Below are 23,185 nucleotides of genomic sequence, written 5' to 3' on the forward strand. Positions count from 1 at the left end.
GCTTATTTTTTACAGTATTACTACCGTATAACTATGATTTATTTTTTAGAGCGGCGACAAACAAGGCTGACCATCCGACAATAAAGGCTACTCCACCTAAAGGTGTGATAGGGCCTAAAATAGCTGGATTGCCGAAACCTGTGATCTCCCGTACACTGAGCAGATATAACGATCCTGAAAAGAAAAGCAATCCAATTATAAAAGCGATAAATGATACACGAATGGATGCTGTTTTTGCTCTTGAAAAAGTTGATAAGAACAACAAGGCCAACGTATGGTAAAAATGATACTGATTAGCGGTTTTCCAAGTTTCGATATGTTGTTCACTTATCTTTCCTTCTAAACCATGTGCTCCAAAAGCGCCTAAAATAACAGCTAGTGCACCAAAAAATGCAGCCACTAGGATGATTCTCTTATTCATTAATTTAAAATTATGTCTATATTTTATTAATGTTGGCTAAATGTATCAAATCTTCCTCACAAAAGGAGAATATTTATTAAATTTATTGTTACAAAAGGAGTTCTTAGGTAAGATAACTCAGGTTCCAGATATTTTTTAGTAGGTTTGTTATTAGATATGAGAAATACAATTATTGTTACTGTCTTACTATTTATAGCCGTAGTTGCGGCTTCCATCTATTACTTCTCCGACAGCAGCAGCAGGCAAGAAAATGCGACAAAAGCACTTCAATATTTACCGGAAGACACTTATTTTATTACTGCCTTCAGAAACAACGAAACAACAGATACTATATTTCAACATTTTGAATTATTTGAAGCTATTCAAGGAAAACAAGATTTTGACAACCTCAAAACATTAAAACAAGATTTTCTTAGCTCAGAAGCCCTAAAAGCAAAGGTTCAAGATGTCGAAATTATTCTTTCTTACCATCCAAGTACATCTGGAATAGCAACCTTATATACAGTAGCCTTAAATGAAAAATTAAACAACAAGGCATTAGAAACTATCTTTCAAGGAATTGACAACACATACAAACAAAATCATACAGACACCTTAGGCCATCGCATCTATAGTTTTGATAAGGGAATCAAAGACTCTATTTTATATTGTACACTGTATGAGAATATACTTTTCGCGAGTTACCAACGCCCCATTATTTATCAAGTAATGGATAAAAAAGTTAAAAAATTAGATTCTAAACAAATTGAGTTTTTTATTGAACAGAATAGTAAAAATACTCCTTTAAGTCTATATTTCAATAATCATCAACTTGCAGCATTTGCAAAAAAAATCATGCGCAGTAAGTCTGGTGTCTATCTGAATCAAATCGATTCTCTACAAGGATCTACTGCATGGAATTTGAATTTCAAGGATGATGCTCTAATTTTTAAGGGAGAAACAAAGCTAGATTTGAACCATCATCAATACCTTCATCTTTTCGCTAATCAATCGCCACAGGTACAAACTCTGGCTAACTTTTTACCAAAAAACACCGCTTCTTATATCAACTATAGCCTCTCCAATATCACGAGCTTTCATAGTGGTCTGAATGATTTATTTGCCTATCGAAAAGAGGCTGACAAAATAAAAAGCCACCAGAAATTAATTGAAAATGAAGGAAAGGTGATTTTTCAATCCGATATATTATCGCTGTGGAACGATGAGTTTGCTATTGCAGAACTGGACAATGAGGCCATGCTTGGTTTAGTCAGTCTAGCGGATAGTACTAAATTTGTAGAAACGGCTAAAAAAATAAGTAGCAATCAAGGTGATGATATTTACCAGTTTGACTACTCCAATATTTTATATTCAAGTTTTGGAGATCCATTCAAAACTTTCCAGCGTCCTTACTTTACCAGAATAGGTAAAGTGCTTGTGATTGCAAATCAAACTGGAATTTTACGCAAGTATCGTCAAGCCTATTTCGATAACCAAATGATGTCTGGAACTGCCATCTTCAAAAATCATAGTGCGATTCAGAGTAACCGGGCAAATGTGACATTTTATATTGAACCTGAGACGGCTAAAAATACCATCATTAACAACTTGAAATCAGAGTATGCCAAAGATTTTAGGGATAAAGAGCAATTTGGCTATCAAAACTTTTATTCAACATCTTTTCAATTAAGTGGCAATGAGGGTGAATTTGTTTCAGGTTTCTATGCGCTTTACAAATCTAAAAATCGTCTTGGAGGTACCGCAGAATGGACGTTTCAGTTGAACTCGAAATTAATCAATAATCCTTGGGTCTTTAATCAAACAGAAAATAGCAAATTCATATTAGTACAAGAACAAGATCATACTGTATATGCTCTTAGTCCTTCGGGAAAAGAATTATGGAAGACTTTATTTCAGGGAGAAATCTTAGGACAACCGATACAATTGCAAGATCGGAGCATATTATTGAACACCAGAAGTCGCCTCTACCGATTTTCCCCTGATGGCAAATTACTTCCTGGTTTTTCTATAGGTTTAGAAAACAATGCCTCCGCAGGATTGATATTATCAACTTTCAATAATGAGAAAAGGATTTATATCCCATGCTCCAATCAAATTGCTGCGTATGACCTTGCTGGTAAAAAAATCGAAAATTGGAAAAACCCTACCGTTGATAGTAAAATTTTATATGATCTAAAAGCAACTACCATTGCCAATCAACATTATATTATCGCTGCAACAAGTCAAGGATCGGTATATTTCTTCAATGAAATAGGGGGCTTAGTCAATAAACAAGAACTCAATACCAATGGTCAGACCTTAAAGAATCCAATTGGCTTAATTACGACTTCCGACAAGAAAAATTCTTTCGTTATCGTTCCGGCAACTCAAGGAGAAATAATTAAAGTACCATTTGACGGTGAACCTATCAAATCAAAAGTAGGCGACTGGGGATCAAATTTCACCTTCAATTTTGAAGATGTGAGCGGTAGTGCAGATAAAGATTATGTCGTGCTTAGTGACAATAGTCTAACGGTTTACAATCAGAAAGACAATAGTAAATATTTTGAATATAAATTTGTAGATGAGGTGAGCAATAGACCCAACTTCTTCAAGGTGACGAACAACAATGATCTTGTCGCTGTCGGCACGAATAATCGCATGATCTATATCTTTAGTGAAGATGGATTGGTCAGAAATGGTTTTCCTGTCGAGGGTCTATCCAAATTCTATTTTGGGCCTATTGATTTTGGTAATAATGCCTCGTATTTAATTAGCTCTAAACGAGATCACAAACTTTACGCTTACAAGTTTTAACAAATTGTAATTCAAAAATTTAAAAACAAAAATTAAACGATCAAAATCGTCTCAAATGTTTATAAAAAAATGCTAGAAATATTTTTTTTTATAGTAGGTTTGCAGACTTAATACGAATATGCTGACATCAGAACAACTAAAGACACTTTTATCCGAACCTAAAAGAATTGTAATCACGACGCACTATAAGCCAGATGGCGATGCGCTTGGTTCTTCATTAGGTCTATTTTATTGGCTGAAAGCCCATAAACATGATGTAAGCCTTATCGTTCCTTCCGACTTTCCGGCCTTTTTAGACTGGCTTCCAGGTCTGGAACATGTGCGCATCTATACCAGAGAGGTGCAAGAAAATCAACAATTAATTGCTGATGCAGAAATCATCTTTTGCTTAGATTTCAATGGCCTTGGCCGTATCCACGACATGGCAGTTCCTGTAGAAAAAGCAACCGGTCTTAAATGCATGATCGATCATCATTTGGAACCACAAGGTTTTCATGATTATGCTTACTGGGATCCCAAAGCAGCAGCGACAGCACAATTGATTTTTAGATTTATCACAGAAGAAATGCAGGATGAGGGAAATATCTCTGCAGATATGGCGACCTGCTTATATACCGGTATTATGACCGATACAGGTTCATTCCGTTTCCGTTCCACAACATCTGAAATCCACCGCATTATTGCAAGCTTAATTGACTGTGGAGCTCAAAACTGGGCTATCCATGAATCAATTTACAACAGCTCTTCTGAAGGAAGATTAAAATTCTTAGGATATTGCCTACTTAATCGTTTAGAGGTATTCCCAGAGTACAATACCGCTATGATTTATGTCACGCAAGCAGATCTAAAAAGCTTTGAGGTGATCACAGGAGATACAGAAGGACTTGTCAATTATGCCTTATCGATAAAGGGAATTCGTTTAGCTGCATTAATTATTGACAGAACTGAACAAATTAAATTATCTTTGCGCTCAATTGGTGATGTTCCTTGTAATGAAATCTGTAAAATCTATTTCAATGGCGGTGGACATCTCAATGCATCAGGAGGAAATTCGCACGATGATCTACAAACGGTTATCGATACATTTAAATCTGCATTACCAAATTATAAAGAAATATTAACAAAATAAAGATAGCAATTAAACTGAAATGAAGAAATCAATTCTATTATTGGCATCAGCAGGATTCTTATTCACTGCTTGCCAAAATTTCAAAAAGGCTGAGGGCGGCCTAGAGTACAAAATCGCTAAAGATGCTGGTGCTGATAAAGCTGTATCTGGTGATTTATTATCAGTAGACATGGTTGTTAAGACTGATAGAGATTCATTATTAAATAGTACTTACGATGCTGGGATTCCACAGATCGTACAATTATATCCAGATAGTATCATCAAACAAAATCCAGGAGATCCAACAGGTTTATTCAAATTTGTAGGTGAAGGTGATAGTTTGGTATTCAAAATCGATTTAGATTCTGTAGCTGCTAAAACACAACAACCAAAACCAGCATTTGCTGACAAATATATCATCTATACGTTGAAAGTTCAAAAACACTTCAAAAAAGGTAAATTGACTGATCAACAATTGGGTGAGCAAGTAACGAAATACTTTGAAGAGCAAACTGCAAAGTTAAAAGGCGCTGAAGCTGGAAAAGTTGAAGCTTACTTAAAAAATAACAAATTGGAACCAAAGAAAACAGCTTCTGGTTTACAATATGTGATTACTAAACAAGGAACAGGTAAAAATGCTGTTGTTGGCGATACGGTAGTTGTTAATTACATTGGTAAATTGACTAACGAAAAAGTATTTGATACGAATCAAGCAGATTTAGCTAAAAAACATAAAGTTTTCAATCCACAAAGGCCTTATGAAGCATTACGTTTACATTTAGGTGTGGATGGTGTGATCACAGGTTGGACTGAGGCATTCCAGTTATTGAACAAAGGTTCAAAAGCAACTTTGGTTATTCCTTCAGCATTAGCTTATGGTGAGCGCAATGCAGGACAAATTCCTCCATATGCACCTTTAGTTTTTGATGTAGAGGTTGTTGATATTATCCCTGGAAAAGCACCTGCTGCTGCTCCAACAACAATTCCAGCTACTACAACTGCACCGGCTACTACAACTACGCCAGTTAAAAAATAAGTAAATAATCTTTTACGTTAAAAGCGCTTATCGGATAACCGATAAGCGCTTTTTTTTATGGAATCATTGTTTTAGGCACTTAGCAGATGATCACAAATGTCTGTGATCGAATAATCAGTAGGGATACTATATTGTTCAATAGATTAAACGAATAAAACCTTATTAATTTAAACATTGAGCAGACAAAATATTAGTTCTAAATAAACCATACTTAAAAAAGATAGCTTATTCGATTTTTACCAAAAAAATCAAAAAAAAACCACAATTAATATATATTCGCAACAAAACATCCCTATTACTTATTAATTTTCAATGCATTGAACATATTTACATCATGATGATAATGGCTAACTTTTATCAGATTAGGTCATATCAACCTAATCTTTTATTTTTACCGTCGCTATAACTATAATCCATGTTATTAACAGATACCCATACCCATATATACTACCACGTCGATAGCAATACATTAGCAGAACAGATGAAACGTTGTTTTGATAACGATATACAGCGCTTATTTCTTCCTAATGTGAATAGCGCATCTATTTCAGCCGTGATGAAGACTGTATATGCTTATCCTGCAAATTGTTTTCCAATGCTCGGTCTACATCCATGCGATGTAAAAGAAAACTATCAGGAGGAATTAGCGCAGATCTATACCGCATTACAACAGCATCAAGTCTACGCCATTGGGGAAATTGGTCTTGATCTCTACTGGGACAAATCGACCTTAGAAATTCAAAAGGATGCCTTCCGCCAACAGGTGCGATGGGCTAAAGACCTCCATTTACCTATAGATATTCATTGCCGTGAAGCTTTTGACGAACTATTTGAATTGTTGGAGGAGCTGAAAGATGAGAAGCTTTTCGGTGTCTTACATTGTTTCACAGGTAACTTTGAACAAGCACAACAGGCGATTGATCTCGGATTTGCATTGGGAATCGGCGGAGTGGTTACCTTCAAAAAAGCTGGCCTGGATGAAGTGGTTAAACAAATTGATCTGAAACATATCGTTTTAGAAACAGATGCCCCTTATTTGGCACCTGTTCCCTTTAGAGGAAAGCAAAACGAAAGCAGCTACTTATACTATATCGCGCAGAAAATCGCAGACCTAAAAGAGGTATCAATAGCAGATGTGGCAGCAATAACAACTGAAAACTCACAAAGAATATTTGGAATCTAAATCATATTATGCGTAACATATTTATCATATACACAGGTGGCACCATCGGAATGGTCAAAGATGAAACCGGAACCTTTGTTCCATTCGACTTTGAATTGATCAAACGTAATCTTCCGGATTTGAGTCGTTTAGACTATAAATTGACGGTACATTCATTTGATCCAATTATTGACTCATCAAACATGAAGCCTGAAATATGGATTGAGATGGCGCAGATTATCAAAGATAATTATGATGAATATGATGGTTTTGTGATTTTACATGGATCAGATACGATGTCCTTTTCGGCATCTGTGCTTAGTTTTATGTTAGAAGGATTGCAAAAGCCCGTTATTTTATCGGGATCCCAATTGCCTATCGGTGAAATTCGTACTGATGCACGTGAGAATATGATGACAGCATTGGAAATCGCTTCTACTAAACATTTTGGCATATCCATGATTCAGGAAGTCTGCATTTTATTTGATAATAAATTATTTAGAGGAAACCGATCATTTAAATATAATTCAGCTAAATTTGAGGCATTCCGATCGCCCAACTACCCTGTTCTTGTAGAAGCGGGCATACACTTACAATATAATCAAGATGCACTCTTAAATAACAGTGGCAAAGAGTTTATTTTGCACACTAAACTAGATGATCGGGTAGCGGTATTAAAACTTTTTCCAGGAATAAGCGCTAGTACAATTAAAGCTGTGCTCAATTCCGATGTTCGCTCCATTGTGATGGAAACTTTCGGTTCAGGTAATACTACGACAGATCAATGGTTCTTGGATCTATTAAAAGAAGCGATAGATAATGGTAAGAACATTCTGAATATATCGCAATGTAAAGTCGGTTCGGTCGAATTGGGAAGATATGAGACCAGCACAGGATTAAAAGCTATTGGTGTGCTCAATGGATACGACATGACATTTGAAGCGGCTGTAACCAAGCTCATGTATCTTCAAGGAGAGCTTGAAGACCAAAAAGAAGTTGCTTATTGGGTCGAAAAAAATATCAGAGGTGAATTGACGGTCAATGACTAGTCATTGCCTGTAAAATTCATCCTAGCTTCTACCCCAGCATGTCATTCGAAGAATGTCAAAAATGGATGATGAGGAAGTAAGAGGTCATGATACACAAAAGGCTATCGAATCGAATGATGGATAGCCTTTTGTATTTTTTAATAATTGAATATAGGAAACATTAAATCCTTTTGTATAGAAACTTTTAGATCACTATTTGAGCTGTAAGAGTACTTCTGACACTACAAAATTACTTCCGCCAACAAAGATTAAATCTCCTTTTTGATAGTGCTCCTTAGCAGCTTCAAAAGCCTTTACTACCGGACCATAAGCATTACCTTTTAATCCCAATTGATGTGCTTCCGTTGCCAGTTCCACGGAGGGCATTGCTCTTGGCATATCGGGGTTACTAAAATAATAAATTGCATCTTTTGGTAAGAGTGGCAACATATGCCCCAAATCCTTATCCTTCATTGCTCCTATCACAAAATGCAATTGTCTAAAGCTTGTCTTATCCAAATTCTTTAAGACTTCCCTGATTCCATCTTCATTATGCCCAGTGTCACAGATAACAAATGGATCTTTTGACAATGTTTGCCAACGTCCTTGAAGTCCCGTAAAGGATTGTACTTTTCGCAAACCATTTTTAACGGATGCAAGCGGCAGATCATACCCTAGCTTACGCATCTGATCAACGATCTGCAAAACACCTAAGATATTTTTAGATTGATAACTTCCTTTTAAATCCAGTTCGTACTGTTCTGTCTGACCTTGCAGGTTGACCACATCAATCTGCAAATAGTCTTCGTTGACTGCTATTATGCTCGATTGCAGTTTTTCAGAAGCAAACTCAAGCGATGCCTGTTCCTGTTCAGCTTTTTTTACAAATACCGGAGCTGTCTCTTCATTGTATTCTGAAACGACAACTGGAGTATCATGTTTGATTATACCTGCTTTTTCAAATGCAATTTCTGCGAGGGTATTTCCAAGCATGTTCATATGGTCAAAGCCGATATTGGTAATCAGGGAGATTAAAGGCTGGATCACATTAGTGGAATCTAATCGTCCACCCAAACCCACTTCGATAATTGCGATATCGACTTGCATTTTTGCAAAATAATCAAATGCCATAGCCACGGTCACTTCAAAAAATGACGGCTGGATCTGTTCGATTAATGCTTGCTGGTTATGGACAAAATCGATCACAAATTGTTCGTCGACCATTTGCCCGTTAATACGGATACGTTCCCTAAAATCCAATAAATGTGGGGAAGTATACAGGGCTGTTTTATACCCTGCTTCTGCAAAAATTGAGGCTAACATATGGGATGATGATCCCTTTCCGTTAGTTCCTGCGATATGGATAGACTTGAATTGATGCTGCGGATTGCCCAAAGCATCAAGCAGTGCTAAAGTATTATCTAAATCCTTTTTATATGCCGAAGCTCCATCACGGGTAAACATAGGTAATCGAGCATATAAATACTCGATTACCTCATTATAATTTTGCATTGACAATAAATTTTATCTTAACTTAAAATTGAATACAATTCTACCTGTTTGGGAGTCAGGTGCATTTGCCAATTGATTCAATCGAGCTCCACGAACAGCTCTTTCACATTTTTCCAACAAACCTGGATCCGTAATGGTTGTACCCTTTACACCCGCACGGGCATAGATGATCACTCCAGATTGGTTAACACGGAACTCTACTGCTACCTTTCCTGCCTGCTGTCCATTGTCATCAATCTGAGGTCGCTGTGTAAAGCTTCGGTTTTCAATCGAAAGCATCATATTACCGTTACCAGAACCACCTTCACCATAATTACTCGCTAAAGGATCTCCCAATTTACTTCCTTGGTTACCAGGTACGGAACCTGTCCCGTCACCAGAACCTGTACCATTATTCTTTTTACCTTTATAAAGGGCGTTTGAGTTAACAGTAGGTTTACTATCCTTGACTTCTTTAGTGGTTTCAGGAGCTACTGTTTTGACTGGTTTTGAAGATTTGGTCACTGCAGGTGCATCTTCTACATCTTGTGTTACGACAGCTTTATCTGCGACTTGCTGTGAAGGTGTTGGTGTCGGAATCTCTTCCGGAACGACGCGATCAGGTTTTACATGATTAGCATTGGGATCTACCGAGGGCTCTTCCACACTCATGTAATCGTCACCCATGCCTTCTTCTGCTGTACCATAATTGACAATCATGCCACCCATACCGTATTCATCAGGTGTCTTGGTGCCAAAAATGACAAAGAAACCTATCAATACCAAAATCCCCATAATAGCAGTAGAAATCCCTAGCGCTTTTGGGAAGTTATTTTCCTCATGTTGAAGATGGTAAGCCATGTATTATATCTCCTATCTCTTTAAAAATTAGACTTCAACCTGTTCAAAGGTTTAATGCTCTTTAATCTTTCTTTGGTTCTGTTGCCAAAACAACTTTTATCTTTAGTTTGTTGGCAATATCCATTACTGAAATCACATTCTGAATAGGCACACTATTGTCTACATACATCATGATAGTCAATTCCTCTCCCGTTTTCATTTGTGACTGGATTGCAGCTTCTAATGCTTCATATGGCACAACTGCCTTTTCAACATGATAAGCTAGATCCGATGTAATAGAAACCGTCAATGTTTTTTTCGATACCGACTGCTCTCCTGCGCTAGATTTTGGAAGTAATAACTTCACTACTTGCGGATTGGAGACAGCAGATGCCAACAAAAAGAACAACATCAGAAAGAACATGATGTCATTCAATGCAGAAGTATGTACTTCTGCTGCTGGTTTATTTTTTCTACTTCTTAGATTCATTTTAATAAATTTTAATTGATGAATTAGTGATACGATCCTGCGATTATACGCCAGGTTCATCTAATAAATCAATAAATTCTACTGCATCCGTTTCCATGCGTAAGATCAAACGTTCAACCATCATATTTAAGATATGGTAACCAATGTAAGCTAGGATACCAACCGTCAAACCTGAAGCCGAAGCAACCATTTTCACATAAAGACCACCAGATACCGAACCGATATCAATACCACCAGCCATCTCTACCTCATGGAAAATTGTAATAACTCCAAAAATAGTTCCTACGAAACCAAGCATCGGTGCGATACCAGCGATAATTCCCAGAATATTAATGTTCTTTTCCAATTTAGCCACTTCAAGCTTACCTACGTTTTCAATAGCGCCTTCAATATCTTTGATGGGACGACCTACGCGTAGTAATCCTTTTTGTAACATACGTCCTAATGCAGAATGACTAGAACGGCAAACAGCTAAAGCTGCATCCAATTTTCCTGATAAAACACTTGCTTTTACTTGTGACATCAATGAAACATCATATTTTGCCGCTTTACGAATAGTCAGGAAACGTTCAAAAAAGATAATTAAACCAATAAACAACAATAATAAAATGGGAACCATAATCCATCCCCCCTTCATCATCATTTGAATTAAACTCAAATTCTCTTCTCTGACTACAGGTACCGCCTGTTGTGCTGCGTGATTAATGGTGTCCAAAAGATTGCTGTCGCTCTGAATCAATGACATAATAATGTATATTTTTAAAATTGTTTATATTAGACTATTTCGATATTTTTTCAACCCATGCTCCTGAGAAAGTTTTCGCAACCGTTGCCTGATCACGATCTGCTTCTTCTTTTGTTATATAGGTGTCCCAAATCACGCGTTTTTTATTCCTCTTAAATTTGCTATCCACTGCTCGCACAGTTGTATATCCCTTTTTTCGTAACCTTAAGACCTCTTCTTCTGCCAATGCCATCGTTTTCGGAGTGGCAATGACCAGTTGATAATTGGGCTGTGCTACCGGCACAGACTCTTTGACAACAAGCGTTTCTTTTGTCGCTGCAGGAAGTATTACCGTATCCTGGTTTAACGTGTCAATTAGAGCTGTTGAATCTTGTTTCAATTGCGTACTGTCTATTTTTGCTACTGTATCCACGGGGGCAACAACAACAACAGGAGCAACTGCCGGCTTCTTTCCAAACAGTTGATCTTTTAAAGTTGGATTGAGCATGAAAGCTACGATGACAGATACGACAATAATGATTGCGGCAGAAATATAATACCACATCGTATTGGACTGTGTCGTTCTTTCTTCATACAACACTACGGGCTCTTGCTCCACGGTTTGTTCGTGAGTAAAGACAACAGGTTCTATTTCCACCGGTTCGACAACTGGATCCGGTTGAATTGGGTCTAGTTCTTCAGTAACAATCTCTTCTTCTACTTCTACGGTATCTACCTCTTTCTCCTCTTCAAGCTCATCATCGACACTTTCCTGCTCTTCAACAGGAATCAGAGGAATAATTTCCTCCAATTCACGGTCTGGAATGACAGTTTCTATTTCTGGAACAACAACATGTTTGATCGGTTCAAAATTAAACCCCGATAAGTCCAATGGTTTAAAAACTAAACTGGAACCATAGCTCACGATATGACCTAAGTCTTCCAGTTTTGCTTGTCCATTTTGGATGAGTTGATCTTTTAAATCCGCCACAGCATCTTGCAATACTTGCGTGGCTGCATCCAGGTTTAGATTTTGCTGTTGCTGAATATAATGAATAAAGTTAAACCCATTTTCTGCTGTAGAATCAAATTCCACATAAGAGATAGGTGGTAAAAACAGGTCACGCTGTCTATCTAACTGTGCCGCAGAATGCTTTCTTTTGAACACCCCCAAGCCCTTAACGTAAACTTCTGAGTAACGCTTTAATAGATTATTGATGTTTTTACCTAAATTCATTCTTGTTCCTTATTTGCTAACGCAAAGTTATAATCTTCTTGTATTAAAAAGAAAAGTTTATACCACCAATTATATTAAAACCTAGACGTGGGTAGTATTGATAACGCTCGTATTCGGTTCCAAAGATATTATTTGCTTTTACAAATACGCCTAATTGTTTCTTAATCCGATATTCGGCACCGGCATTAAAATCTGCAAAAGAAGGTATCGTCACTTTCGATGGATTTTCAGATCGTACTGTAGCACTTGTATACGTATAGGCTAAAGCTGATGTTTGTCCTTGCGTTGATAACTCGGCATCTACAAAGAATTTATCCGAAATATTAAATCTTGCATTGGCTAAGAAACGGAATTTTGGCAATGACCATGCTTCTTCCGTATCTTTTACTTTGTAATCATCAATATTGATCTTACCCCCTAAGTTAACCAATTGTGAAACACGAACGTTCATCTCTCCCTCTATACCAAAATGAGTTGCTTTACTGGAATAGCCATCGTAAATAACATCAAATTTATAGGGAACAAATCCTTCTCCCAATTCCTCTCTACTATTGATAAATAAAGGAAGTCCTTCGATCTGTTTGTAAAATGCTTTTACTTTATAACCAAAATTTGCGCCTGCATTACCTTTTAGACCTGCATAGATATTTAATTTTTCTAAGGTGTTACGCACTTCAATATTGCTATTCAAGTAAGGGTTTTCTTTTGCAAAACCACGTAATGATCCTTGTTTCACTCCACCGTTTGCTCCTGCAAATAAGTACACATATTCTGGTACTACAGCAAAATCAGCTTCTACTGTTGGGAATACATTAAACCGGCTACTATCACCAAACTCCGACACGAGATTAGCTCCTAGAGTCACATTATAATTATCGCCTTTGAATTTAATATACGGATTAATGGATGCCACATGGTTTTTTGTCGATACCTCAACGTCCTCAACAGAATTAAAGCTTGCGCTTAAATTTGCTCCAACATTAAAGGTGTTGATCTTTTTATTCAGATAACCCGACAGTGCAAATGAATTCTCTTTTGCATTGTACTTATCTTTAAATAGGTAAGCATCCGCTTTTGCCGAGTAACTTACTGCTCCTTCTTTATCCACATCAGTATTACTGGTCAGCTCACCATTAAAATAGATATCATTAAAAGCTTGTGCTTCTGGAGTTGTATTGATTAGATTAGAACTCTGATCAAAGACCTGTCCATAGAAGTTTGTTGCATAACGGTTGTAACCTAAAGTACCATTTAAAGTAAAAGGCTCATAAACACGTCGTCCGAAAATACCGATATCTTGTGTTGCGAACTTTTGTCCTTCAATACTTCCTTTTTGATTCAAATGTTTGGCAAATAATCCAAAACGTGTATTTTCAAACTGATCAACGGCTAAATATGCTTCACCTAGAATCGTGTTATAGTTACCTACGCCAAATTTAACATAGTTACTGGTTTGATCCGCTAGTTGCGAGAAAGGCAGTTCTTTGACGTTCAATTCGCGCAATCCAGTATTGATATCTAGTTTTTTATCTGTGATATTATTATAGGTCAATCTTGGCTGATATTCTCTTTTATTAGTCATATCAGGACTACGACGGATTTTTACCGCATCTGCAAGAATAGGTTTATAATCACGTACGACATCAAAAGAATCGATTGTCACTGGTGTAGCAGGATCAACTTTTTTTGGTGTTTCTTGTGCAAAGGAGTGCATTCCAGCACCCAATAACAAGGTTGCTAATGTATATTTCTTCACTGTTGTATTGTGCAACTTCTTCATTATTCCTATTTCTTTTTGTTCAATTTTTCTAGACGAGCTTTTGCTGTAGGCAAAATATCATCCTTACCATCATAATTTTCAATCACACTCTCTAAAGTAGATTTTGCTTGGAAATTATCTCCTTTTCCGACATAAGCATCAGCCATTAAGATAAAGCTTTTTGCTACCCAGTAATCATAAGAAGAGAATGAATCTGAAACATCAAAAGCTGATTTAATAGCTGCTTCGTATTCCTTGTTTTCATACTGCATCAAAGCAACATTATAGCGTGCCTCTGCACCAATAACTGTACGGCTTTTTAAGGCTGCTAAATTAAATTCTTTCAGAGCTTCTGCACGCTTGCTTTGTTTCAAATATGCTTTACCTGCATATAAAGAAGCGTTAGCAATTTCTTCCTCCGATGATTTCTCGTAATTCCTTACTGCATTGGAGTAATTCAACGTTTCTTTATAATCACCAATCTCAAAATAGCTCACCATTAAATTGTTGATCGCATAGCTGTAGTTCGATTTGTATTCAGAAGTCAACTCTAATTTTTTGAGCAATTGTGTCGCTTCATTATATTTCTTCTGCTTCAAATACAAGCGTGACACACTGACCAAAGTACGTTCGGTGTAAGCACTTGTCCAATCATTCAAGATAATGTTGTAATCGTGTAGAGCCTCATCGATATGACCTAGTGCGGCATTACTTTCTGCACGAATAAAACGAGCATATTTTTCTTGAATTGGTTTAGGGAATTTGTCAAAATAAGCATTGACAGCTTCGATTGCACCTTGATAATTTGATCTTGAGAACAAGGTGGTAGCAGTAGAGAAGGTGCGGCTATCTTGCTCAGATGTAGTTAAATTTCCAATATTGGTACCAGTAGCATATTTGATATAGCCAGTAGCATCACTATTGTCCAAATAAATATTTTCAATAGAACGCATCGCTTGTTTGGCCTCATCTGTAGTCGCATATTGATCAACTACACGTTGGAAGGTCTTTAAAGCAGCTTCGTTATTATCTTGATTATATTGTACTAAACCAATTGTAACCAAAGCACGAGGCACATAACTACTACGTGGATATTTCTCCACCATCGTTTGTAATCCTGAAATAGCTTGATCCGACTGCCCCATCAAGAAATAGGTATAAGGAATCTCGAAGGAAACATCATCAGCATAATTTGATGTCGGATATTTTGCAATTACAGATTTAAGCGTTGCAATTTTGCCTTCATTATTACCTTGTAGCCCTTGGATAATACCGCGTTGGAATAAAGCATAATCTTGACTTGCTGCTTTTGCATTGATCAATCGATCATACTGCTCCATGGCTTTACCATAATTTTTCGCTGAGAAATACGAATCTCCTAAACGCGCGATAGCATCGTTACGGGTATTTAATTCAATTCCTTTGGAACCACCTGTCGCTAAAAAGCGTTCAAAATAATTTGCAGCAGTATTGTAATTACCATTTCTAAATGCGGCATATGCTAATGCATAGTTGGCGTAGTTGTACACATCCGTTTTGCTAGCTGCTGGTAAACGTAAAAATTTATTGAAGTTCGTTACTGCTTCACCATATTTACGCACCTCATACATCGCTTCTGCTTTCCAGTAAGTAGCTAATGCATAAATCTCTTCATCATAACGATTCGCTTCCGAACGCATGAATAAGGAGATCGCATTTTCAAATGCACGCTCATTATAGTATTCCAAACCTCTATAGTACGTTACTTTTTGGTAAGCTACATTTGCTTCTTTTCCTCTTTTCTGAATAGTTTCTAAGATATCAACAGCTTCGCGGTAATTTTTAGTACTCAGCAACACTTCAGCTAACAATGTTTTAGCCTCTTCCTGACGTTTTGAATTTGGATATGTTTTTAAATATTCCTGCGTAGAAGCTAACGCTACTTGGTGGAATTCCAGTTCATAAGAAAGTTTAGCATAATTAAATAAACCTTCTTCTTGCAGATCTTTATCAAAATCTAATTTAGATGCTTTGAAGAATGCATTACGAGCGGCTTGTTTATTACCTTTTTTCAAGAATGAATCACCTAATGTAATCATCGCACTTTGATAATAAGCATCAGGTTCGGTCATTTTCTCCAATTCTGTAATCGCCTTATCATAATCTTTTAACTTATAGGCGATATAACCGATTTGGTAACTATCTTGATTGTTTTGTGTCTTTCCCTGATCTTGTGCTTGAAACTTATCGTAGTAGTTTTTAGATGATTTCAGATCTCCTTTAATAAAGTATGTCGCTGCGATAATACGGAACAATTCCGTTTCATTTTCTTGTTTGGTGCGTTGCATAATGGGCAAAGCATAATCCAAAACATCATCATAGCGCTTATCTAAGAAATACAAGGCTGTAATATAGTACGGATAACTGGTTTCAAAAGTTTTTGATCCATTCAGACGTTCAAACTCATTCAAAGCAGTCTTATACTCCGCATCTAGATAACATAAGTAAGCATAATAATAAATAGATGCTTCTTGATATTCCGATTTCTGATCTTTTAAAGCTTCAAAAAGTGGTTTTGCAGCCGTATAATTCTTAGTTGTAAAATAAGAATATCCCAATTTAAAACGATACTCTGCACTTTCATTTCCTGCTAAATTTTTACTATCGATCTTGGTAAACCATTCAATTGCTTTTACATAATCTTTCTTTGCATAATACGATTTTCCAATCTGAAAATATGCAGCTTTAGCATTCGCACTTGAAGGATAGTCTTTGATATATTTCAGAAATTGTGCTTCAGCATCTGTTTCTCCAAGCTCAAGAGCACATACCGCTTGATAATAGCGAACATTTTCTTTTAGGAGTGTCAGCTCCTCTGTTTCATCTAATTGTAATGATGATTTGGTACGTAAAGCTTCTACACGATTAAATTGTTCGGAAGCAGAAGTAAACTTACCTCTTTCAAACAATTCCATTCCAGACTTGTATGCTTTGTTGATTTGTTGCCACTCTGTCTGCTGTGCTAAAGCTGGTGTCGCCATCAAACTTAGCGCAAACCCTACCTGGTAAATCTTTTTATACATAATATGTAAAATATTTTATATGTTTTATTTTATATTACAAGCACTTAACTCAATAAAGCCAAGTAAAACTCATAGTAATCTTCAAAGTACTAAATTAAGCCTAAAATAGGGAGTTTTCCTCAAAAGTTATTCACAATTGTTAACATTATTAGAAGTATAACGTATTTAATACAAAAAAAATATGCCTGATTTAAAAATAAAACCAGGCATATTGATCTATTTAAACAATTTGTTGTTAACCTCGCTGTCCTGCTAACAGATAAAGGACTGCCATACGCACGGCTACACCATTTTCCACTTGATCTAATATAATCGAATGTGAACTATCTGCAACATCAGATGTGATCTCTACTCCTCTATTGATCGGTCCTGGATGCATAATTGTTATTTCTTTATCCAGTGAATCTAATAGGGTTTTATTTAAGCCATAAAGCATGGTATATTCGCGTAAAGATGGAAAATAGGCGATATCTTGTCTTTCCAATTGTATACGTAACATATTCGCTACATCACACCAGTTCAATGCTTTCATCAAATCGTGTTCTACTTTAACACCTAATGAAGTGATATATTTAGGAATTAGCGTAGTTGGTCCACAGACCATAACTTCTGCACCTTGTTTTTGTAAACATAAGATATTAGATAGTGCTACACGTGAATGGGTGATATCACCGATGATTGCTACTTTACGTCCAGCTACATCACCAAAACGTTCACGAATCGAGAACGAATCTAATAACGCTTGTGTAGGATGCTCATGTGCACCGTCACCGGCATTGACAATTTGTGCGTTTACATGCTTACTCAAAAACACGCCTGCTCCAGCATATGGGTGACGCATCACGATCATATCCACTTTCATCGCTAAGATATTATTGACCGTATCGATCAACGTCTCACCTTTACTTACAGAAGAAGATGAGGCTGCAAAATTGACAATATCTGCTGAAAGTCTCTTTTCTGCTAGCTCAAATGATAGGCGTGTGCGCGTGGAGTTTTCAAAAAAGACATTTGCGATTGTAATATCACGCAGAGAGGGAACTTTCTTGATCGGTCTATTTAAAACTTCTTTAAAGTTGCTCGCAGTATTTAAAATCAATTGGATATCGGATTCATTCAAATCTTTTATTCCTAACAAATGACGTGTACTTAAGTGTTCAGCTGTTGATGACATTTTATAATGTATTCAGATTTTCGTTATTCTATTTTTTCTCTGTTACCAAGATAATACTATCCTGATTATCCGACTCCTGCCAGTTCACAATCACTTTTTGCGAATCAATAGAATCCACTTGAATTCCAATATAATCGGGTTGGATCGGGATCTGTCTTGAAAAACGACGGTCAACGAGCACAAGTAGTTCGATACGTTCGGCTCGACCAAATGCTTGAATGGCATCCATCGCAGAACGAATGGTTCGACCAGTCCAAAGGACGTCATCCATCAAAATGACCTTTTTACCTTCTACAATAAAATTGATGTTTGTGCTGTTAGCTAAAATGGGACCATCATTACCTTTTCTACGAAAATCGTCACGGTAAAATGTAATATCCAAATCTCCACTTAAAATTGATGTACCCAACATTTTCTCCAATTCTTTGACAATGCATCTGGCTAAGAAAGTTCCACGAGGTTGTATACCAATTATAACTGTATTTGAAAAATCTCCATGATTCTCAATCAATTGACGACAAAGTCTTTGAATGGTAATCTGAAATTTTGGTCCATCTAATAAAATCGACTGTTTCATTAAGGGAATGTTTAAGCAAACGTACCACTTTTTTCGAAAAAATCCGAATAAAAGATGAATTTATTGTCGGATGAACGACATAAAAGTACCATTAAAAACTAGAAATGCCCCTACCCTTCCTATAAAATCATTGTATACATTTCTAATTTCTACGCACCATCCAGAACAAGATTTATCGTATACCGGGTAAAACAAGCGAGCAGGCTCTCATAAGCTTGTTTTATGAATCTATCGTAGCTGTTCTTTTCTTGTTTATCAACCAGTAAACAGGTAGTCCCAGAATAATAAGAATAAAACCAGGCCATGTGTATTGTGGTTTATATAAAATCAATAAGATACAAAATGCCGCTCCAATAAGTAAGTAAATTAAAGGAACGATCGGGTATCCTACCGTTTTATAAGGACGTTCTAAATTTGGTTGTTTAAATCGAAGCCAAATCACAGCAAATACCGTGATCATATAAAATAAGACAATCACAAAAGATATCATGTCAAGCAAGTCTCCATACTGACCGCTCAAACATAGTAGTGAAGCCCATATTCCCTGCAACCATAGTGATTTTTCAGGTACTTCGTATTTATTATTAGGTATAGCTTGCTTCAAGAATAAACCATCTTTTGCCATCCGTTGAAATACCCTTGCGCCGGAGAGCACAATACCGTTGACACAGCCAAATGTGGATATCATGACTAGAATAGCCATAATAATCGTTCCTGTTTCGCCCAATATTTTATTGGCTGTCGCGACCGCCACACGGTCATTGACAGCAAATGCAATCTCTTCCCTACTTAATGCAGATAAGTACACATAGTTACAGAGTAAATAAAGCACCATCACTAAGGATGTTCCGATCACCATCGCCCGAACAACGTTGCGTTTGGGATTTTCAATTTCCCCTGCAATAAAAGTGACGTTCTCCCAAGCAACACTACTGAAAACTGAACCGACCATTGCAGCGGCAATACCTCCTAACAAAATCCCACCACTGATATCTGTCCAGCCGAGACCTTTCAAATTTTGATAGGAATTTAAGCCATAACTCAAGTTTTCAGAAAAATGATTTTCTTTGATCATAAATATACCGCCTATTATGAGTAGAATTAAGGCAATGATCTTTGATGATGTAAAAAAGGATTGTATTATTTTTCCGCTTCGTACTCCCCTAGTGTTGATAAAGGTGAGTATTAAGATAACGAACATCGCAAGTATTTGAATCCAGGTAATCTTAAAGGAGCCATTTTGGTATAAGGGGGGAGCGTTATTGAGTTCAGGAATGAGGTAGGCTGTAAATTTTCCAAATGCCACTGCTACTGCAGCAATAGTTCCAGTTTGAATAACGGTAAATAGGCTCCAGCCATATAAAAAGCCTGTCATTTTTCCAAAGACTTCAGTCAAGTAGGTATATTGGCCTCCCGCTTTGGGAAATAAAGCGGACAACTCGCCGTAACATAGGGCTGCAGAAACAGTCATCACGGCTGTAATGACCCATACGATTATGACCCACCATCCCGAACCTAACTGTCGCATCATATCTGATGAAACAATAAAAATTCCACTTCCAATCATTGATCCCATTACAATCATAATAGCATCCCAAAGTTTGAGTTGTCGATTCATATATTATAGGCTGGTTACCTTTGACAAACTTACAAATATTCTTGAAAAACAAGAGGTTAACAAGAATAAAAAAAATGCCCTTATTTCTAATAAAATAGAAATAAGGGCATGGGTCTGAACGTCCTTTTTTAAATATGTCAGGCAGTTATTTTTTATGTTTTATCCAAAAAATTTAGTTGGATCAAATCCATGTTGTTTCAATACATCATCTGGAACACCGTTCCACACGCCTGGTGTATTTCCTTGAAAACCGATTGCTTTTACTCCGATTTCGCTGGTATAAAATCCAGAAGCAGTCAGGTTGCGCATGAGTGAAAAGAAAGCAACTCCTTGCTGCATTTCAGGTCTCGCTAATTCAGGATAAGCAATATCATCGACGATAGCCAATTGTTCCTGCTGCTTACAATTAACAAATGCTTGTCCAAATCTTTTTTGACATTGTACATCTAGCCATTTTAAGCCACCCCGCATTGGAATTTTATTATCTGGTAAATCTTTCACGATAAACTCAATAAAGTCGGGTACCCCTGCATCTGAGGCACTTCCCGAAGACGCATCTTTAGGAATAATGATATCGGCTAATACAGTAATGGTCGCAAACTCATGTTCGTTAAAAAATTTCTCTTCTAATAGTGCTTTTGTGCGTTCATATTCAAAATCCTGTATTCCTGGAAGGCGGTCTGAAGTATCTACCGCTGCTGTTTTACTTTTATCGGTATTACAGGATCCTGCCAACAGGCCCGTTCCTGCTGCAATGAGACCTAATGCTTTTAGTGATTCTCTTCTATTCATGAGTCCTAGCTATTTAAGTTTTTCTTTTCTTGTAAAATATATTCTGCAGTGCGCATCGACAGGGCTAATATCGTCCAAGTCAGATTTTTATCCCCTTGTTGAACAAATGGTCCTGCGTCTACGACATACAGATTTTTACAATCATGTGCCTGCCCCCATTTATTTAATGCTGAAGTTTTAGGATCATTACCCATGCGGGTCGTCCCTCCTTCGTGTATAATCTTACCTGGCGCCTCCAAGCCATAAAGTGTATCTGCACCTGGAATCTTAGAGGTGATCACAGCCCCCATTTCATGCATGATGGATTGAAACGTTTCTTGCATATGCTTGGCCTGTGCTATTTCTTCATTAGCCCATTTATAATGGAAGCGTAGCACAGGAATACCAAATTTATCTACTTTATTGGGATCAATCTCGCAATAGTTATCAATTCGTGCTAAAGCGGTTCCTCTACCAGCCATACCCACATTTGCACCATAGAAGCTATTGTAGTCTTGCTTCAATGACTCTCCATATCCACCTAATGGCTTTTGCTTTCCATCGGCACCTTTCGCATTATTATTTACATTAGGGACCCAATTCAAAAATCCATACGAAGGCATATGGAGTCCACCTCCATATTCAATATGATATCCACGAGGGAAATTAAGCTTTTTGTTATCTTCCCACCATGGAGAGTAAATATGCACGCTTCCTACACCATCTTCATTATAACGTTTTCGATCTAACAATTGTGGTAAAAAACCAGACAGACTGGCACCGGTAGAATCATGCAGATATTTACCGACTACACCGCTGCTATTACCCACTCCACCAGGATGAGCTTTAGATTTGGAATTGAGCATAATACGCGCACTCTCACAGGCACTAGCTCCTAAAATAACTGTTTTTCCTTTTACGGCATATTCTTGCATATCTTTGGTATTCACATAAGAAACACCAATGGCTAACCCTTCATCATTGGTCAGGACTTCCCTTACCATAGCGTTGTCAATTACTTTCAGATTGCCTGTATTTATTGCTGGTATGACTAAACAAGATGAAGATGAAAAATCGCCATACACTTTACAAGCACGACCACACTGACCACAGTAAAAACATGTACCTCTACCTTTGATCTCTTTCGATACTTCGGTCAGCACGGCTCCACGGCCCGGAATAACAGGGACTCCTGCTTTCTTGGCTCCTTTTGCGATGTACAACTCATTTAATCTTGGTTTTGGTGGTTTCATAAAAATCCCGTCGGGTTCATTGTGTATACCCTCCTTGGTGCCATATACACCGATCATCCGGTCTACACGATCATAAAATGGTTTGACTTCATCATAAGTAATTGGCCATTCATCGGTGACACCATCTTTGGGTTTGAAATCATCAGGTCCCATGCGCAGCGATATCCTACCCCAGTGATTAGTACGTCCGCCTAACATGCGAGCACGGAACCATTCAAATTCAGTACCTGCTACTTTGCTATAGGGTTCTCCTTCGATTTGCCAGCCTCCAAATGCGGCATCAAAGTCTCCAAACGGCCGCGTGGTCGAAGCTCCACGTCGCGGAGACTCCCAAGGCCAACGTAACTGTAATGAATCTTTTGCTGGATCGTAAAAAGGACCTGCCTCCAACATCAGTACCTTTAGCCCGGCATTGGCAAGGATATAGCCCGCCATTCCACCACCGGCTCCTGATCCGACGACAATAGCATCATAGACTTCTGCACTTTCCTTTATTTGATAATTTACCATAATTAATTTTTAATTTTCTCCGAAGCCATCCATGTTACCATGATATGCAATAAAATAAAGATGAAACTTCAAAACTGTTTGGTTATAATTAATTGTTAGATGAAGCGACAAATTATCTAAAATTCTTG

The 23,185-nt window shown here is 37.2% G+C and carries 18 protein-coding genes; 5 read left to right on the forward strand and 13 right to left on the reverse strand.

Annotated elements, in window-relative coordinates:
• Nucleotides 1-31 precede the first annotated feature (31 nt).
• Nucleotides 32-421, reverse strand: a complete 390-nt coding sequence (locus B3P23_RS00440; protein WP_248755685.1) for a DUF423 domain-containing protein — start codon at nucleotides 419-421, stop codon at nucleotides 32-34.
• A gap of 156 nt (nucleotides 422-577) precedes the next feature.
• On the opposite strand from B3P23_RS00440, the gene B3P23_RS00445 reads away from it, so the two are divergent.
• The 5 genes from B3P23_RS00445 (at nucleotide 578) to B3P23_RS00465 (ending at nucleotide 7,572) form a co-directional block, all read left to right on the forward strand.
• Nucleotides 578-3,217: a PQQ-binding-like beta-propeller repeat protein gene (locus B3P23_RS00445; RefSeq protein ID WP_293923554.1), complete on the forward strand. Its 2,640-nt coding sequence runs from the start codon at nucleotides 578-580 to the stop codon at nucleotides 3,215-3,217.
• A gap of 118 nt (nucleotides 3,218-3,335) precedes the next feature.
• Nucleotides 3,336-4,346 (forward strand): DHH family phosphoesterase, encoded by a 1,011-nt coding sequence (locus tag B3P23_RS00450; protein WP_293923556.1) that lies wholly within the window; start codon nucleotides 3,336-3,338, stop codon nucleotides 4,344-4,346.
• A 19-nt stretch (nucleotides 4,347-4,365) separates the two neighbouring features.
• Entirely contained in the window at nucleotides 4,366-5,361 is a 996-nt protein-coding gene (locus B3P23_RS00455; protein ID WP_293923558.1) for an FKBP-type peptidyl-prolyl cis-trans isomerase, read from the forward strand.
• 415 nt (nucleotides 5,362-5,776) lie between these two features.
• Entirely contained in the window at nucleotides 5,777-6,544 is a 768-nt protein-coding gene (locus tag B3P23_RS00460; protein ID WP_293923559.1) for a TatD family hydrolase, read from the forward strand.
• An 8-nt stretch (nucleotides 6,545-6,552) separates the two neighbouring features.
• Nucleotides 6,553-7,572 carry an asparaginase gene (locus B3P23_RS00465; protein WP_045754579.1) on the forward strand — a complete coding sequence of 340 codons (1,020 nt, stop codon included), beginning with the start codon at nucleotides 6,553-6,555 and terminating at the stop codon, nucleotides 7,570-7,572.
• A gap of 192 nt (nucleotides 7,573-7,764) precedes the next feature.
• Here the strand turns inward: B3P23_RS00465 and B3P23_RS00470 are convergent, their stop codons facing one another.
• The 12 genes from B3P23_RS00470 to B3P23_RS00525 form a co-directional block, all read right to left on the reverse strand.
• Nucleotides 7,765-9,063: a bifunctional folylpolyglutamate synthase/dihydrofolate synthase gene (locus B3P23_RS00470; RefSeq protein WP_293923563.1), complete on the reverse strand. Its 1,299-nt coding sequence runs from the start codon at nucleotides 9,061-9,063 to the stop codon at nucleotides 7,765-7,767.
• A 12-nt stretch (nucleotides 9,064-9,075) separates the two neighbouring features.
• Nucleotides 9,076-9,903: an energy transducer TonB gene (locus tag B3P23_RS00475; RefSeq protein WP_045754577.1), complete on the reverse strand. Its 828-nt coding sequence runs from the start codon at nucleotides 9,901-9,903 to the stop codon at nucleotides 9,076-9,078.
• A 61-nt stretch (nucleotides 9,904-9,964) separates the two neighbouring features.
• Nucleotides 9,965-10,372: an ExbD/TolR family protein gene (locus B3P23_RS00480; RefSeq protein ID WP_045755600.1), complete on the reverse strand. Its 408-nt coding sequence runs from the start codon at nucleotides 10,370-10,372 to the stop codon at nucleotides 9,965-9,967.
• Nucleotides 10,373-10,415: 43 nt separating this feature from the next.
• Complete coding sequence (locus B3P23_RS00485) at nucleotides 10,416-11,117, reverse strand: MotA/TolQ/ExbB proton channel family protein (RefSeq protein ID WP_045754576.1); 702 nt, start codon at nucleotides 11,115-11,117, stop codon at nucleotides 10,416-10,418.
• Between the two features lie 34 nt (nucleotides 11,118-11,151).
• Nucleotides 11,152-12,333, reverse strand: a complete 1,182-nt coding sequence (locus B3P23_RS00490; RefSeq protein ID WP_293923567.1) for an SPOR domain-containing protein — start codon at nucleotides 12,331-12,333, stop codon at nucleotides 11,152-11,154.
• A 43-nt stretch (nucleotides 12,334-12,376) separates the two neighbouring features.
• Nucleotides 12,377-14,113 carry a TonB-dependent receptor gene (locus B3P23_RS00495; protein ID WP_248755681.1) on the reverse strand — a complete coding sequence of 579 codons (1,737 nt, stop codon included), beginning with the start codon at nucleotides 14,111-14,113 and terminating at the stop codon, nucleotides 12,377-12,379.
• A gap of 5 nt (nucleotides 14,114-14,118) precedes the next feature.
• Entirely contained in the window at nucleotides 14,119-17,154 is a 3,036-nt protein-coding gene (locus B3P23_RS00500; RefSeq protein ID WP_293923570.1) for a tetratricopeptide repeat protein, read from the reverse strand.
• Between the two features lie 235 nt (nucleotides 17,155-17,389).
• Nucleotides 17,390-18,328, reverse strand: coding sequence for an aspartate carbamoyltransferase catalytic subunit (locus B3P23_RS00505; protein WP_045754572.1), 939 nt, complete (start codon nucleotides 18,326-18,328; stop codon nucleotides 17,390-17,392).
• A gap of 28 nt (nucleotides 18,329-18,356) precedes the next feature.
• Nucleotides 18,357-18,905, reverse strand: a complete 549-nt coding sequence (gene pyrR / locus B3P23_RS00510) for a bifunctional pyr operon transcriptional regulator/uracil phosphoribosyltransferase PyrR (RefSeq protein ID WP_045754571.1) — start codon at nucleotides 18,903-18,905, stop codon at nucleotides 18,357-18,359.
• A gap of 220 nt (nucleotides 18,906-19,125) precedes the next feature.
• Nucleotides 19,126-20,523 (reverse strand): APC family permease, encoded by a 1,398-nt coding sequence (locus B3P23_RS00515; protein WP_293923572.1) that lies wholly within the window; start codon nucleotides 20,521-20,523, stop codon nucleotides 19,126-19,128.
• Between the two features lie 159 nt (nucleotides 20,524-20,682).
• On the reverse strand, nucleotides 20,683-21,315 hold the full coding sequence (locus tag B3P23_RS00520; RefSeq protein WP_293923573.1) for a gluconate 2-dehydrogenase subunit 3 family protein: 633 nt from the start codon (nucleotides 21,313-21,315) through the stop codon (nucleotides 20,683-20,685).
• 5 nt (nucleotides 21,316-21,320) lie between these two features.
• On the reverse strand, nucleotides 21,321-23,057 hold the full coding sequence (locus tag B3P23_RS00525; RefSeq protein WP_045754568.1) for a GMC oxidoreductase: 1,737 nt from the start codon (nucleotides 23,055-23,057) through the stop codon (nucleotides 21,321-21,323).
• Nucleotides 23,058-23,185: the final 128 nt, after the last annotated feature.

Origin of the sequence: Sphingobacterium sp. UBA6320, assembly GCF_002440335.1 — a bacterium.
In the GTDB taxonomy this organism is placed as follows: Bacteria; Bacteroidota; Bacteroidia; order Sphingobacteriales; family Sphingobacteriaceae; genus Sphingobacterium.